The sequence below is a fragment of the Brevundimonas sp. SORGH_AS_0993 genome, assembly GCF_030818545.1.
GTDB lineage: Bacteria > Pseudomonadota > Alphaproteobacteria > Caulobacterales > Caulobacteraceae > Brevundimonas.
Genome location: NZ_JAUTAH010000001.1, coordinates 1,405,705 through 1,418,740, shown reverse-complemented (window position 1 = coordinate 1,418,740; position 13,036 = coordinate 1,405,705). Strand labels below are relative to the sequence as shown.

Here is a 13,036-nt window from a genome sequence, read left to right as displayed (position 1 = left end):
CCGGCTAGAAGGTCCGCGGCTCGGGATCGACGAAGACGCCCGCCTGCGGCGTGAGCTTGGGATGGCGGGCCCGGATCGCGCGGCGCTGGCGGAGCATCTCATGGTAGCAGTCCGCCAGTTCCAGGAGCTGGAGATCGGTCAGCCGATCACCGGCGGCGATGAAGCGGGCCTTCATGGCTTCGAACCCATCCGGGCTAAGGGCAGTAAGAGCGTGGGTCATGCCTTGAACGGTCCGGGGGTGTGGAGGTGAAGCTGGGGGAGGCGGAGCCTCCCCCTCTCCGGTCAGAAGCGCCAGCCGATCCCGGCGTTGGCGCCGACATGGTTCTGGGTGTCGAAGGTCGCGCCCGCCCGGAAGACCATGGAGCCGTCGCCCAGGGCGCGGGAGTAGCCCATGGCCATGGCCGATTGGCCTTCATAGGTTCCATAGCCCACGGCGAACATCGACCGGCCGCGCTCGGCGATCTGCGGCATCCCGGCGGCGGCCAGGGCGCCCGCCGTGCCGGCGAAGGCCAGCTTGCGCACTTCCTGGACGTTGTAGTTGATCGCCGCCAGTCGCATGTCGGTGTAGGCGTTCGACTGCTGGATCGCCTCGTTCATGCTCTCGCGCATCTGGAGGACATTGACCGCGTCGGTGTCGGCGACACCGGCGGCGACGTTGCTGACCGTGACGGCCGGTCCGTCGCTGCGGCCCAGGACCACACGGGTCTGGCCCTGATCGGCATATTGCAGCGAGTTCCCCGGCCTAGCGTCAGGGCCGTATCCGCCGTCGACTGGGCGGCGGCCGCCGCCTGGTTGGTCTGGAACAGCTGCGAGCCGTTGACCGCTTCGGTCGAGGTCGCGGTCACTTGGCCGGCGGCGACATTGTTCAGCGTCACAGGGGCCGCCGCGTCGCCGCCCTGGAAGGTTACGCGATTGGTGCGCGCGCCCGAGGCGTCGGTCTCGTACTGCACGGCGTTCGTGGCGGCGAAAGCCAGTTCGTGGATCTGGCCGCCGTTGACGGCGTCGGTCGAGCCGGCGGCGATCCGGCCGTTGGCGACATTGTGCAGACCCACCGCGCCGCCGCTGGCCCCGACCAGAGTGAGGTCGTCGGAGCGCACGCCGCCGTTGGGCGTCTGGGGATCGTCGCTGTCGCTGTACTGCACGGGGCCGAGGCCGCCGTTGGCGATGTTGTTGGTCAGGTTGGTGATCGCCGTGGTGTTCTGGGCGACCTGGGTGTTGGTGGCGTGCAACTGCGATCCGTTGACGGCGTCCGTGGAGGCGGCGTTGACCTGGCCTGCGGCCAGATTGGTGATTGTGGAGCCGTTGGCGCCGGCCAGGGTCAGGGTGTCCCTCGTCGCGGTGTCGTAGGTGACGGCGGTTCCGGCCAGGGCGTCCACGCGATCCGCCACCCCTTGCAGCTGGGCGACATTGACCGCGTCGGTCGCCGCCGTACCCGCCGCGACGTGGGTCAGCTGTCGTTCGGCGCCGGCCGAGCCGAAGGCGACCGAGCCGGCCGAGGACTGCAGGCCCGCCACGCCCAGGGCGGCATAGTCGGCTTGAGCCGCGCGGTCGGCCACGCTTCCCGATCCCACGGCGACGCTGTTGTCCGCGACCGCCCGAGCTGCAGGGCCGATGGCGACGGCGTCCTGGCCCTGGGCGGCGGCAGGCGCGAGGTTGGAGTTGACGGCCAGATAGACGCTGGAGCCGCCGCCGGCCGGCGTCGCCGACAGGGCGTTCAGGAAGGTCTGGATGCTGGCGTACTGGACGCCTCGATAGGTCAGCGCGACATCCAGGGTATTGGTGAGGGGATCGAAGGCCGAGCCACCGCCGAAACCGGCCGCCAGGCTTTGGCCCAGGGCGAACGCCTGCCCCCCGTTCACCGCATCGGTCGAACCCGAAGCGATCAGTCCGGCGGCGACATTGTGAAGGCCGACGGGGCCGGCCAGGGCGCCCACCAAAGTCACGTCATTGGTCGCCACGCCGCCGTTCGGCGTCGTCGGATTGGCAGGATTCGAATACTGCACCACGCCGATTGCGCCAGTGTTCAGGTTGTTGGTCAGGGTGGTGATGGCGGTGGTGTTGGTGACGATGTCGGCGGTGTTGTCCGCGACCTGCGCGTTGGTGGCGAACAGCTGGGCGCCGTTGACGGCTTCGGTCGATGTGGACGAGAGGATGCCGGCGGCGACATTGTCGATGACCGTGCCGCCGCTGCCGGCGAGGGTGACGCGACCGGCCAGCAGGTCGTCATACATGACCGCCGTGTCGGACAGGGCGCCGAGGTTCGTCGTGAGGTTGGTGATGGCCGTCGTATTGGCCCCGACCTGGGTGTTGGTGGCGAACAACTGGGCGCCGTTGACGGCCTCCGTCGAGCTGGCGCTCAGGGCGCCGGCGGCGACATTGTCGATGACGGTTCCGCTCGCGCCGGCCAGTGTCACGCGCCCGGCCAGAAGATCGTCGTACATCACGGCCGTGTCGGACAGGGCGAGCAGATCGGTGGACAGGTTGGTGATGGCGGTCGTGTTCAAAGAAACCTGGGTGTTGGTGGCGAACAGTTGGTCGCCGTTGACGGCCTGGGTGGAGCCGGCGCTGAGGTCGCCGGCCGCCACATTGGAAACGACCGTGCCGCCGGCGCCTGCCAGCGTCAGGTTGGCTGCCGTCGGATCGTCATAGGCGACGGCGATGGCGGCGAGGGCCTGAAGGTCGTCCGAGACGCCCAGCAACTGACCGACATTGACGGCGTCGGTCAGGGCCGAGCCGGCGGCGATATTTGTCAGCTGGCGCTCGGAGCCCGCGATCCCGATCGACACCTCGCCCGCCGAGGTCTGGGGCGCGTCCAGGCCCAGGGCGGCGTAGCCGATCACGGCGCCGCGGTCAGCGGCGCTCAAGGCGCCGAGAGCGACGCTGTTGTCAGCGCCGACAGAGGCGGCCGGGCCCACGGCGGTCGAATTCAGTCCGCTCGCCAAGGCGCCGCCCAGGGCGGAGTTCACCGACAGGAAGGGCGTTCCGCCGGCGGGCGTGGTGAAGATCGCGTCCAGCGCCTCCTGGACGCTGTCGTAGATGACGCCGTCATAGGTCAGGCCGATGTCGATGGTGCTGGTGGCGGGATTGAAGACGGTGCTGCCGCCGATCTCGGCCGCCAGACTGGCGCCTAGGCCGAAAAGCTGGGCTCCGGCGACGGCGTCGGCAGAGCCCAGCGCCAGAAGGCCCGGCGAAAGGTTGGTGATCCGCGTGCCTCCGGCCCCGCCCAGGGTCAGGGTGGCCGCCGTCGCGTCGTCATAGGTGACGGCCAGATCGGCCAGGGCCTGGAGGCTTGTGGAGACGCCTTGAAGCTGGCCGACATTGACCGCGTCGGTCAGGGCCGAGCCGGCGGCGATGTTCGTCAACTGCCGCTCGGCCCCTGCCGCGCCGAAAGACACTTCGCCCACGGAGGTCTGAGCCGTCGTGAGACCCAGGGCGGCGTAGTTGGCCAGGGCGCCGCGCAGGGCCGCGCTGTCGGCGCCGAGGGCCAGGCTGTTGGCGACCGCCACCGAAGCCTCGGCGCCCAGGGCGATGGAGCCCGAGGCGCCGCCGAGGATTTGAGCCTCTCGGCCCAGGGCGACCGCATCGGCCGCCGTGGCGGCCGTCCGGGCGCCGTTGCCGAAGGCGATGGCGTTCAACTCGCCGGCGATCGCCACCGCGCCGCCGGATCCCAGGCCGGTGATCCGGTTGCCGCCGATGGAGATTCCCTGCTCGTCGGTCAGGGTGAAGCCGTCGGCCTGATTGATGCAGGCGTCGGGAAGATCGACGACGGCGCCGTTCACATCCAGAACCCGCAGTCGGATGTCCTCACTGTTGGCGGCGCTGGCGAGAAGGCCCGTGGCGTTCACGTTCAGCCGCGGCGTCAGGATGCTGAGCAGACCGTTGACGGTGTTCTCTATGGGGGTTGCGATCCCGGTGATGACGGGCGCCATGATGTTCGTCACGGCCGAGGCGGGAAGCGAGACGCCCGTACAGACGTCCACCACGCTGGTCTGCGCCCGCGCCGGAGCAGGCGTCAGAAACAGACCCAGAGGCATGACGGCGCCTAGGGCGTAGGCGGCGGCGACCAGGAGCCGCGTGGTCAGGCGCGTGACCCGTGTTGCGCCGCCTGGAGCGGGCGTCCGGCCGATGATCGATCGTGCGTGCATTGTAATCCTCCCAGCTTCGGGAAGGCGTTCGGCGCTTCCCGATCGGTGAGGCTAATGCGGGGTGGACACAATCGTGACGTGTTTGCGAATCCTTAGCGTCCGCGTTGGGGTTCTACTTTCGGCGCCTAGGGGCGCTGAACGGGTAGGGCCGAAACGGGGGTGAAAAGGTTGGACGCCTGGCTGACCGACTTCAGGCCGAGTTTGTCCAGGGCCTTTGTGCGATGGTAGTCGACGGTCCGGGGGCTGATCCCCAGCTGGCGGCCGATGGTCTTGGAGGTGCCGCCCTCGACGGCGCGACTCAGGATATCTCGCTCCCGTGCCGACAGACGCGCCAAACGCTCCCTGGTGGATCTACCAGGTATCTCCAAATCATTGTTCTGATGGATATTTATGAGATGATTGCGGATGGCGCCGACCAGGGCCTCCTCGGTCTGATCGTAGGACAGGACATCGACCACGCCCGCCCTGTGCAAGGCGATGATGTCGCTCGGGGACGCCATGGGGTCTCCCAGAACGACCAAGGGATGGTCGGGCCAGGCAGGTATGACCACCTCGGCGACCCGCAGGATGTCCGAGACTGTCGAGTCCGAACAATAGACGACGACGCCCACCTCGCTTCGCTCTCTGGGGCGATAGGCCATGTCCTGCGCCGCATCGACCCTGAGGCCCGTCGCCTCCAACGCCTTGACCAGAGAACAACCCCGGCGGGCGGGGTCGAGCAGGAGCACCTTGGTCACGGCGTGGTTGCGGACCCTGGATTCGCCCATCAATCCGCTGACGGATCCGTCCGCCTCGATCACCGGAAAGGCGGTGTCTTCCACGGCGTAGAGATCGCCCGCGGCCGTGCGGACCCGGTAGGCCGTGCGGACGGGTCGCCCTGTCGCCAGGGTTTCCAGAGCCGCGCGGCAGGATGGACGATCCTCGTCCACGACCAAGGCCATTTGGTCGGCCCAGGAGAGAGCCCCCCCCTTGTCGCCGGGCCAGTTGGTGCGTCCGTCGGCGTTCAGGAACCGGCGGGTCCAGGTGACGGCATCCGCCGTCCAGAGAAACCGACGCTCGGTCGAGGCGTCTTCTCCCTCGTCCGCTTCGATCGCCGCCGAATGCCATTCGACCAAGGCCCCGGTCTCGTCGAACTGGGGCAGGGCGCGCAGGGTGAACCAGCGATAGACGCCTTCGGCGCTGCGAAGGCGATGGCGGCTTTCAGTCGGTTGGGCCAATGTGACTGCGCGGCCCCAATCCGAGATGACCCGGTCGCGGTCCTGCGGGTGAAGCCAACCGATCCAACCCTCGTCTCTCGCCTGGGACAGGCTGACGCCGAGATACGCCTGACATCGCTCGTTCATCCAGCGCACGACGCCCCGGGCGTCGAGTCGCCACAGAAACATCGGCGCCAGAGCCGTCAGAGAGTCCACGGTCGCTTCCGCCGCGGCCAGGCGGGCGCGAAGCCGCTTCTCTTCGGTCACATCCCGGAACACGCAAAAGATCGCCGACACCTTGCCGTCCCTGGCGACCGGGGTGATGGCGGTTGTGACCCAGAGTTCGATCATCCCTTCGGGGCGATCGACGGTGACCCGCACGTCCTGCGCCTGTCCGGCCTGGCCCGCCCACGCGGCATCCAGCGTCGGCGCCAGCTGAGCGGCCAGCGAGGGCGCAAGATGGGGCAGGGCCGTCCCCTGCGCCGCCGCCAAAGGCAGCATCAGCGACCTGCAGGCTTCGTTGAAGTAAATCGTGGCGTCGGCGCCCACCAGCACCAGGGTGGGGAAGGCCTGGCGCAGCAACGACTCCACGGCGCTTACAAGCCAGTCTCGGTCCAACGCCCCTTCCGCGCGGCGCGAATCCGCGGCCGCGGACAAGCCCTCGCCCATCGCATTGATCATGCGATCACCCTCCCTACACCCCTGTGACATTCGCCGAGTCACAACTTTCGGTAAATAGGTCCGGCGACGAGAAATTACCGCAAAGCTTTGATTTTTATGATGACGTCTTCCTTCGTCGCACCCTTAAGTTGGCGGCGACAGGGACGGGGGCCTTCGGGCCGGCGTTCGGTGAGGAGCTTTTCCAAAATAGTGTCGCCGGACGCGCGTGGAACTTGTCACCGCAAGGTCTCATTTAAAGGTCGCATATCTATCGGGGAGACGCGCTTGCGATCGTCTGCGGCAGAATCATGAGGGCGCCGGCGCTGTGGACTCCCTATTGCGGCGTCGCGCCCCAGATAGGGGAGTGGCGCTGGAATCTGGACCCCGTGCTGCTGGCGGCCCTGGGGCTTGCCGCTGTCGTGATCGGGGCGCGGCTGGAGGGACGACGGCGCGGGCTCGGAATCGCCGCGATGGCCGTTCTGGCGGTCGGGTTCGTTTCGCCCCTCTGCGCCCTCAGTTCGGCGCTGTTTTCGGCGCGGACCATCCATCATGTGCTTCTGGTCGGGGTCGCCGCGCCCTTGTTGGCGTCGATGCTGCCGGTGCGGCGCGCGGGTTCTCTGATCCTGGCGACCGCCGTTCAGGCTGTGGTGCTCTGGGCCTGGCATGCGCCCGACGCCTATGCCTCGGCTCTGTCGAACGACGGTGTCTATTGGGTGATGCAGGCCAGCCTGCTGGCCAGCGCGGTCTGGTTCTGGTGCGCCGTGCGGTCGGCGACGCCGCCGGCGGCCGTCGTGGCGTTGCTGGCGACGATGCTGGCCATGGGCCTGCTCGGGGCCGTGCTGACCTTCGCTGGGCAGGCCGTCTATGCGCCGCATGCCTATACGACCCTGGCCTGGGGCCTGACGCCGCTTGAGGACCAACAGGCGGCGGGGTTGATCATGTGGGCGCCCGCAGCGGCGCTCTATCTCTTCGCCGCCTTGTGGCGGTTGGGACGGATGATCGGGTCGGACGTCGAGGCGCGCCCGGCATGATCGAGAAGCTGTTCACACAACTGTTGGAATGGGCGGCGGGACACCATGAAGAGGGGCGGTATTCGCCGGTCGGCATCGGCTTTCACTGGGTGATGGCGGGGTTGGTCGTCTTCCAGCTGTTCTGGGGCTGGTGGATGGGGCGGCAGCCCGTCGGCGGGGCGATGATGGCCGCCTACGACCTGCATTTCGCCATCGGGGTTCTGATGCTGATCCTGGTGATGGGCCGGCTCTCGTGGCGGCTGCTGGCGCCCGATCTGATCAATGACGCGGACAAGCCGGGGTGGGAGAGCCTGGCCGCCCATGTCACGCACTATGTCTTCTACATCTGCCTGTTCGGCCTACCGCTGTCGGGCTGGGCCATGATTTCGGCGACGGACCGCACGCGGCAACTGGAGACATTGGGTTTCATCAAATGGCCGCTGCTGCCGTTTCAGGATTTGTCCAACACGCAGCTATGGGTGATCGAGGCGGCGGCGGAGTGGATGCACTGGGGCCTGGTCGTGACCCTGCTGTTGATGATCCCGATCCATGCTGGCGCGGCGATCAAGCACCATCTGATCGACCGGGACGACGTGTTTCACGCGATGCTGCCGGTCGTGCCGCAGCTTCGACCGAAGCGGACCCGCTGGCAGCGGCGTTGGCGGGCGCTGGAGAAGCGGGTCGGGTCGACAGCCAGGACGCTATGGCGCGGGCTTCGGAGGCCGAAAGCGATTTGACGGCGGCGGCCATGACGCCGCGCGGATCGTTGCGACGCTTGCCGGATTTCCAGCGGTCGATCTGTTCCAGCGTATAGGCGGCCGCTTGGCCTGCGATCTGCGGATATCCGCCCTGACCCGATCCTTGACCGTCCACTCCGTGGCAAGAGGCGCAGGCGACGATGCCCCGCGCGGCATCGCCGTTCAGATAGATTTCTGGGGCCGGAGGGGACGAACCCGCGATCGACGGCGGCGCGGGAAGGGCGGCGTAGTAGGCGGCCACGGCGCGTCGATCCCCCTGATCCAGGGCCTTGGCGATGCGGGTCATGGCGTCGTCGGGGCGCAGGCCGGAGGCGTAGTCTTCCATCTGTTTTTGCAGATAGCCGGCATCCAGCCCGGCGAGGCGGGGCGCGGCGGCGCCGTCTCCGGCGCCGTCCAGACCGTGGCAGGTGAAGCAGGCATTGGCGGCCCCGCCGGCTCCGCCGCTCATGGCGATGATCTCTCCGTTTGCCGAAAAGGCGCGGTCCGTCCGGCCGGGCGTGGAGTCGCAGGCGCCCAGGAGCGTCGTCAGAAAAACGGCGGAAAGGATATGGCGCACGGGGCTCGAACACGCCTTCTCGGCGCAGGTTCCGCCGAGGTTCGGCGAAAGCGCGGGGAACCTCTGTCGCCAAAGCGGATTGGTCCGATGAAGTTTGGGGGGCGGATGGGTCTTCGGCGGACGGATCGGGCGGCGGCGAGGCGGGCGATGGTCGGCCCGATGTCGTTCGGCCCGATGTCGTTCGATCCGGTCTCATGGGGAATGATCCCGCTGGCCCTTTTGCCGCTTGCCCTGGGCGCATGCGCCGACAAGGCCGATCTTCCCAGACCCGTCGCTCAGGCCGACCCGGCCGCCGGTCTCGCGGTGATGAAACAGGTCGGCTGCGCCGCCTGCCACAGAATCCCCGGCGTCGCATGGCCCGAAGGTCGGTCCGGTTCGAACCTCTCCGGCTTCGGCGCGCGTCCCTTGATCGCGGGGCGACTGCCCAACCAGCCCGACGTCCTGATCCGCTGGCTGATCGACGCGCCGTCGCTCGACCCCGGAACCGCCATGCCGCCCATGCCCTTGACGCAAGACCAAGCCCGCGATGTCGCGGCCTATCTGTACACGCTCGATGAAGACTGAGATTCCTCCCGGCATCGCCGGCTGGCCGCCGCCGGTTCTCGATCCCGCCGGGCCTTTCGCCGGGCCGATCCAGACCGTGGCCTGGGTGCTGTTCGTCATGGCGGCGGTCGTGATGGTCGTCGTGGGGGCGGCGCTGGGCGTGGCCTTGTTCGGACCGCGAAGGTGGCAGCGGCGCCTGGGCGGGGAGCGGCTGATCTGGATCGCCGGCCTGGTCTTTCCGGTCGTGGTCCTCACCGGGTTGCTGGTTTATGGTCTGACCACGACGGCGCGGGTGTCCGAGGCGCCGAGGCCCGGTGAAATGCGGGTGCGCGTGACCGGCGAGATGTGGTGGTGGCGTGTCGCCTATCTGGACGATCAGGGGCGAGAGGTCATCCAGGACGCCAACGAGGTTCACATCCCCGCCGGACAACCGGTCGTGTTCGAGCTGGAAAGCGCGGATGTGATCCACAGCTTCTGGGCGCCCCGCCTGGGCGGCAAGACCGACATGATCCCCGGCCGCCGCAACTTCATGCGGCTTCAGGCCGATCAGCCTGGGACCTATGGCGGACAGTGCGCCGAATACTGCGGCGGACCGCATGCCCTGATGGGGCTGGTCGTCGTGGCCCATGCGCCGGACGATTACGCCGCCTGGCTTGAGCGACAGTCGCGGCCGGCCGCCGCCGTGCCGTCGGCCCAGGCCCCCCTGACCTTGATCGACCAGGGCCGCAACGTCTTCGCCGCTTCGGGCTGCGCCGCCTGCCACACCATTCGCGGGACGGAAGCGAACGGTCTCGCCGGGCCCGACCTGACCCATGTGGGATCGCGTCAGACGCTGGGCGCCGGCATCCTGCCGAACAATCAGGGCACGATGGCGGGCTGGATCGCCGACAGCCAGGGCCTGAAGCCGGGCAACCGGATGCCGTCTTATGCCGTGCTGTCGGGCCAGGACGTGCGCGCCGTCGCCGCCTATCTGGAAAGCCTGAAATGAGTTCGGAAACCGGGTTCGACACCGAACTCTACAAACGCTTTCCCACGACCGAAGCCCGACCCGAAGGCGAGCTGGAGCAGTTGGAGGACGTCTGGTGCGGCCCGCGCAAGCCGTGGGAATGGATCACGGCCATCAATAACAACTTCGTCGGCGTCTATTACGTCGGCGCGGCCCTGTTGTTCTTCGTGCTGGCCGGGGTCCTGGCCCTCCTGATGCGCACCCAGCTGGCCCTGCCGATGACAGGGTTCCTGGCGCAGGAGACCTACAACCAGATCTTCACCATGCACGGCACGGTGATGATGTTCCTGTTCGCCGTGCCGGCGGTCGAGGCGCTGGGCGTTCTGCTGCTGCCGCAGATGCTGGGCGCGCGGGATCTGCCGTTCCCCCGGCTCAGCGCCTACGCCTTCTGGGCCTATCTGGTCGGGGGGCTGTGCTTCTTTTGTTCGCTGTTCTTCGGTCTGGCGCCCAATGGCGGCTGGTTCATGTATCCGCCCCTGACCTCGATGACCTATTCGCCGGGCATCAACGCCGACTTCTGGCTGCTGGGCATCGGCTTCATCGAGATTTCGGCCATCGCCGGCGCCATCGAAATCATCGTCGGGGTGCTGAAGACGCGGGCGCCGGGGATGACGCTGGACAAGCTGCCGATCTTCGCCTGGGCCATGCTGATCTTCGCCTGCATGATCATCATCGCCTTCCCGTCGATCATCCTGTCGACCCTGCTGCTGGAGCTGGAACGCGCGCTGGGCTGGCCCTTCTTCGATGCGGCCAAGGGCGGCGACCCGATGTTGTGGCAGCATCTGTTCTGGTTCTTCGGCCACCCGGAGGTGTACATCATCTTCCTGCCGGCCGCGGGGGCGATGTCCACCCTGATCCCGGCGGTCGCCCAGACCAGGCTGGTCGGATACCGTCTGGTGGTGCTGGCCATGCTGGCGACCGGCTTCATCAGCTTCGGCGTCTGGGCGCACCACATGTTCACCACGGGCATGCCGCAGATCTCGATCAACTATTTCAGCGCCGCCTCCATGGCCGTCAGCGTGCCGGCCGGGGTGCAGGTCTTCGCCTGGATCGCCACCCTGGCGGCGGGCAGGATGCGGTTCAACACGCCCGGCCTGTTCGCGGTCGGGGGGCTGGTGATCTTCGTCATGGGCGGGCTGACGGGGGTGATGGTCGCCATGGTGCCGTTCGACTGGCAGGCGCACGACAGCTATTTCATCGTCGCCCACCTGCACTACGTCCTGATCGGCGGCATGGTCTTCCCGCTGTTCGCCGCCATCTACTACTGGCTGCCGATGTCGAGCGCGCGGCCGCTATCCGAACGCTGGGGCAGGTGGATCTTCTGGCTGATGTTCGTCGGCCACAACGTCACCTTCCTGCCCATGCACCTGACGGGGCTGATGGGCATGCCGCGCCGGGTCTATAACTATCTGCCGGATCGGGGCTGGGATGTGCCCAACATGATCTCCACGATCGGTGCCTTCCTGTTCGGCCTGGCGGTGCTGCTGTGGGTGGTCGACATGGTCCGCAACTTCCGTCCCTTCCGGGAGACGCACGCCGGCAACGTCTTCGGCGGACCGGGGCTGGAATGGCTGCCGTCCGGCCGGTACGCGCTGCGCTCCGTCCCGGTGGTCAAGAGCCTCTATCCCGTGTGGGACCAGCCGGACCTCGCGCGCGACGTCGAGGCCGGCCGCTACTTCCTGCCCGGCGCCCCGCGCGGCGAGCGCGAGACGATGATCACCAGTCCGATCAGCGCAGAGCCTCAATATCTGCAGCGCATGCCCCGGCCGTCCAGCTGGTACGTCTGGGGCGCCATATTCACCGCCGGCTTCTTCCTGATCCTGACCATCCAGGCCTATCTCGCCTCCGTGATCAGCGGCGTCCTGGCTCTCTACTGCATCCTCAAATGGTGCTGGGGGCTGGATCGGCCCAGCGGCCCCGCCACGGTGGACGTGGGCGGCGGCGTGCGGTTGCCGACCTATGTTTCCGGCCCCAGCAGCCATGGCTGGTGGGCCATGGTCATCACCTTGATCGTGTCGGGCATGGTCGCGATCATGGCCTGCTTCTCTTACGTCTTCCTGTGGAGCCGTCGGCCCGACCTGTGGCAGGCCCCGCCCGAAATCGGCGCGCTGCCGTTGACGCTGGTTCTGCTCGCGGCCGCCGGGCTCGGCGCCTGGGCGTCCCAAGGCGCGCTGAAACTGGACCGGCCCCGCAGCGCGCCCCTCGCCGCTGCACTGATGTTGGGGGCGACCCTGGCGGCGGGCGGCGCCTTTGCGGCGGAGGCCTCGGCCTGGTGGAACTCGGGTTTGCGCCCTGACGCCTCCAGCCAAGGCGCAACGGTCTACGCCCTGTTGGCCTGGCAGGGGGTATTCGTCGCCATCGCGCTTATGATGGGCGCCTTCGTCCTTCTGCGCAGGCTATGCGGCCTGGTGTCGCCCCGACACCCGGCGACGTTCGAACTGGTCGCCTTGTTTGTGGTCTTCACGGCGGTTCAGGGAACGGCGACGACCCTGTTGATCCGACTGTTCCCCGGGGGCGGGGCATGAGGTTCTGGGGGCTGATGCTGGGCGGGCTGCTGATCTGGGCCGCGCACTTCCTCGGTCTTTATGCCCTGTCCAGCGCCGCAGACGTGGCCCGTGGCGACGCCGGCGCCTGGAACGGGGCAGGAGTGGTCTTCAGCCTGGCATGTCTGGCGGCCATCGCGGTCCTGGGCGGGAGCGGCGTCCGCGCCTTGAAGGCCAGGCCCGACGAAACCCGGGCCTTTGGCCTGCTTCTAGCCGTGATCGGCGCCGCCCTGGGCGGGATCGGCGTCGTATTCCAGAGCCTGGTGCTCCTGATCCCGGCCTGACTCTCGGCCCTGACTCTCGGCCCAGACTCTCGCCCCTTCTTTCGCTCCGCCAGGTGACGACGTCCATGCGGCTAGGTTCAATTGGGTGCTCTGGAACGTTTTCGAGGCTGTGAGCTTGGAGTTCTTTCGGCCAGCTACAAGAGAGACGGGACCGTGACGGATCGGAATAGGGAACAAGAGGCCGAGGACGCCCTGCCTGCTGGCGTCGCACGGGGGCGTTCGTTGAACACGTCCTCAGAGGCGCTCCGGCTGCGAGCCGGCGGACTCGGACCTACGGGCGAGCCGGGACCCGACCCGGTGGCTGAATCCGCAAATAACAGGTCCGCCCTGGACGA

The 13,036-nt window shown here is 67.9% G+C and carries 10 protein-coding genes and 1 pseudogene; 6 read left to right on the top strand and 5 right to left on the bottom strand.

Annotated features, from left to right (window positions below; all coding sequences use genetic code 11):
* Positions 1 to 4: 4 nt before the first annotated feature.
* From QE389_RS07010 to QE389_RS06995, 4 genes are all read right to left on the bottom strand, one after another.
* Positions 5 to 220, bottom strand: a complete 216-nt coding sequence (locus tag QE389_RS07010) for a hypothetical protein (RefSeq protein ID WP_307365770.1) — start codon at positions 218 to 220, stop codon at positions 5 to 7.
* 62 nt (positions 221 to 282) lie between these two features.
* Positions 283 to 699, bottom strand: coding sequence for a YadA-like family protein (locus QE389_RS07005; RefSeq protein WP_373458296.1), 417 nt, complete (start codon positions 697 to 699; stop codon positions 283 to 285).
* Positions 594 to 4,145, bottom strand: a complete 3,552-nt coding sequence (locus QE389_RS07000; RefSeq protein ID WP_307365767.1) for a hypothetical protein — start codon at positions 4,143 to 4,145, stop codon at positions 594 to 596. Before QE389_RS07000 ends, QE389_RS07005 begins: the two co-directional genes overlap by 106 nt.
* A 125-nt stretch (positions 4,146 to 4,270) precedes the next feature.
* Positions 4,271 to 6,022 (bottom strand): PAS domain-containing protein, encoded by a 1,752-nt coding sequence (locus QE389_RS06995; RefSeq protein ID WP_307365764.1) that lies wholly within the window; start codon positions 6,020 to 6,022, stop codon positions 4,271 to 4,273.
* A 287-nt stretch (positions 6,023 to 6,309) separates the two neighbouring features.
* On the opposite strand from QE389_RS06995, the gene QE389_RS06990 reads away from it, so the two are divergent.
* Together QE389_RS06990 and QE389_RS06985 are read left to right on the top strand one after the other, a co-directional pair.
* Positions 6,310 to 7,032: a cytochrome c oxidase assembly protein gene (locus QE389_RS06990; RefSeq protein WP_307365762.1), complete on the top strand. Its 723-nt coding sequence runs from the start codon at positions 6,310 to 6,312 to the stop codon at positions 7,030 to 7,032.
* Positions 7,029 to 7,748, top strand: a complete 720-nt coding sequence (locus QE389_RS06985; protein WP_307365761.1) for a cytochrome b — start codon at positions 7,029 to 7,031, stop codon at positions 7,746 to 7,748. The genes QE389_RS06990 and QE389_RS06985 overlap by 4 nt, the downstream gene beginning before the upstream one ends.
* A gap of 7 nt (positions 7,749 to 7,755) precedes the next feature.
* Here QE389_RS06985 and QE389_RS14655 read toward each other — a convergent pair.
* Positions 7,756 to 8,217, bottom strand: a pseudogene (locus tag QE389_RS14655) (cytochrome c); the annotation flags it as partial.
* 99 nt (positions 8,218 to 8,316) lie between these two features.
* Between QE389_RS14655 and QE389_RS14650 the strand changes: the two are divergent.
* Genes QE389_RS14650 through QE389_RS06965 form a run of 4 tightly spaced genes read left to right on the top strand, consistent with a single transcriptional unit; the run spans position 8,317 to position 12,701 of the window.
* Positions 8,317 to 8,889, top strand: a complete 573-nt coding sequence (locus QE389_RS14650) for a cytochrome c family protein (RefSeq protein ID WP_373458342.1) — start codon at positions 8,317 to 8,319, stop codon at positions 8,887 to 8,889.
* Positions 8,879 to 9,856 carry a cytochrome c oxidase subunit II gene (gene coxB, locus QE389_RS06975; protein WP_307365757.1) on the top strand — a complete coding sequence of 326 codons (978 nt, stop codon included), beginning with the start codon at positions 8,879 to 8,881 and terminating at the stop codon, positions 9,854 to 9,856. The genes QE389_RS14650 and coxB overlap by 11 nt, the downstream gene beginning before the upstream one ends.
* On the top strand, positions 9,853 to 12,399 hold the full coding sequence (locus QE389_RS06970) for a cbb3-type cytochrome c oxidase subunit I (protein ID WP_307365755.1): 2,547 nt from the start codon (positions 9,853 to 9,855) through the stop codon (positions 12,397 to 12,399). Before coxB ends, QE389_RS06970 begins: the two co-directional genes overlap by 4 nt.
* A complete protein-coding gene (locus QE389_RS06965; protein WP_307365753.1) occupies positions 12,396 to 12,701 on the top strand; it encodes a hypothetical protein in 306 nt (101 codons plus the stop codon). The genes QE389_RS06970 and QE389_RS06965 overlap by 4 nt, the downstream gene beginning before the upstream one ends.
* The last annotated feature ends 335 nt before the right edge of the window (positions 12,702 to 13,036 follow it).

Coding starts and splice junctions, on each gene's coding strand:
- QE389_RS07010 (WP_307365770.1), bottom strand. CDS start 220: ATGACCCACGCTCTTACTGCCCTTAGCCCGGATGGGTTCGAAGCCATG.
- QE389_RS07000 (WP_307365767.1), bottom strand. CDS start 4,145: ATGCACGCACGATCGATCATCGGCCGGACGCCCGCTCCAGGCGGCGCA.
- QE389_RS06995 (WP_307365764.1), bottom strand. CDS start 6,022: ATGATCAATGCGATGGGCGAGGGCTTGTCCGCGGCCGCGGATTCGCGC.
- QE389_RS06990 (WP_307365762.1), top strand. CDS start 6,310: ATGAGGGCGCCGGCGCTGTGGACTCCCTATTGCGGCGTCGCGCCCCAG.
- QE389_RS06985 (WP_307365761.1), top strand. CDS start 7,029: ATGATCGAGAAGCTGTTCACACAACTGTTGGAATGGGCGGCGGGACAC.
- QE389_RS14650 (WP_373458342.1), top strand. CDS start 8,317: ATGGCGCACGGGGCTCGAACACGCCTTCTCGGCGCAGGTTCCGCCGAG.
- coxB (WP_307365757.1), top strand. CDS start 8,879: ATGAAGACTGAGATTCCTCCCGGCATCGCCGGCTGGCCGCCGCCGGTT.
- QE389_RS06970 (WP_307365755.1), top strand. CDS start 9,853: ATGAGTTCGGAAACCGGGTTCGACACCGAACTCTACAAACGCTTTCCC.
- QE389_RS06965 (WP_307365753.1), top strand. CDS start 12,396: ATGAGGTTCTGGGGGCTGATGCTGGGCGGGCTGCTGATCTGGGCCGCG.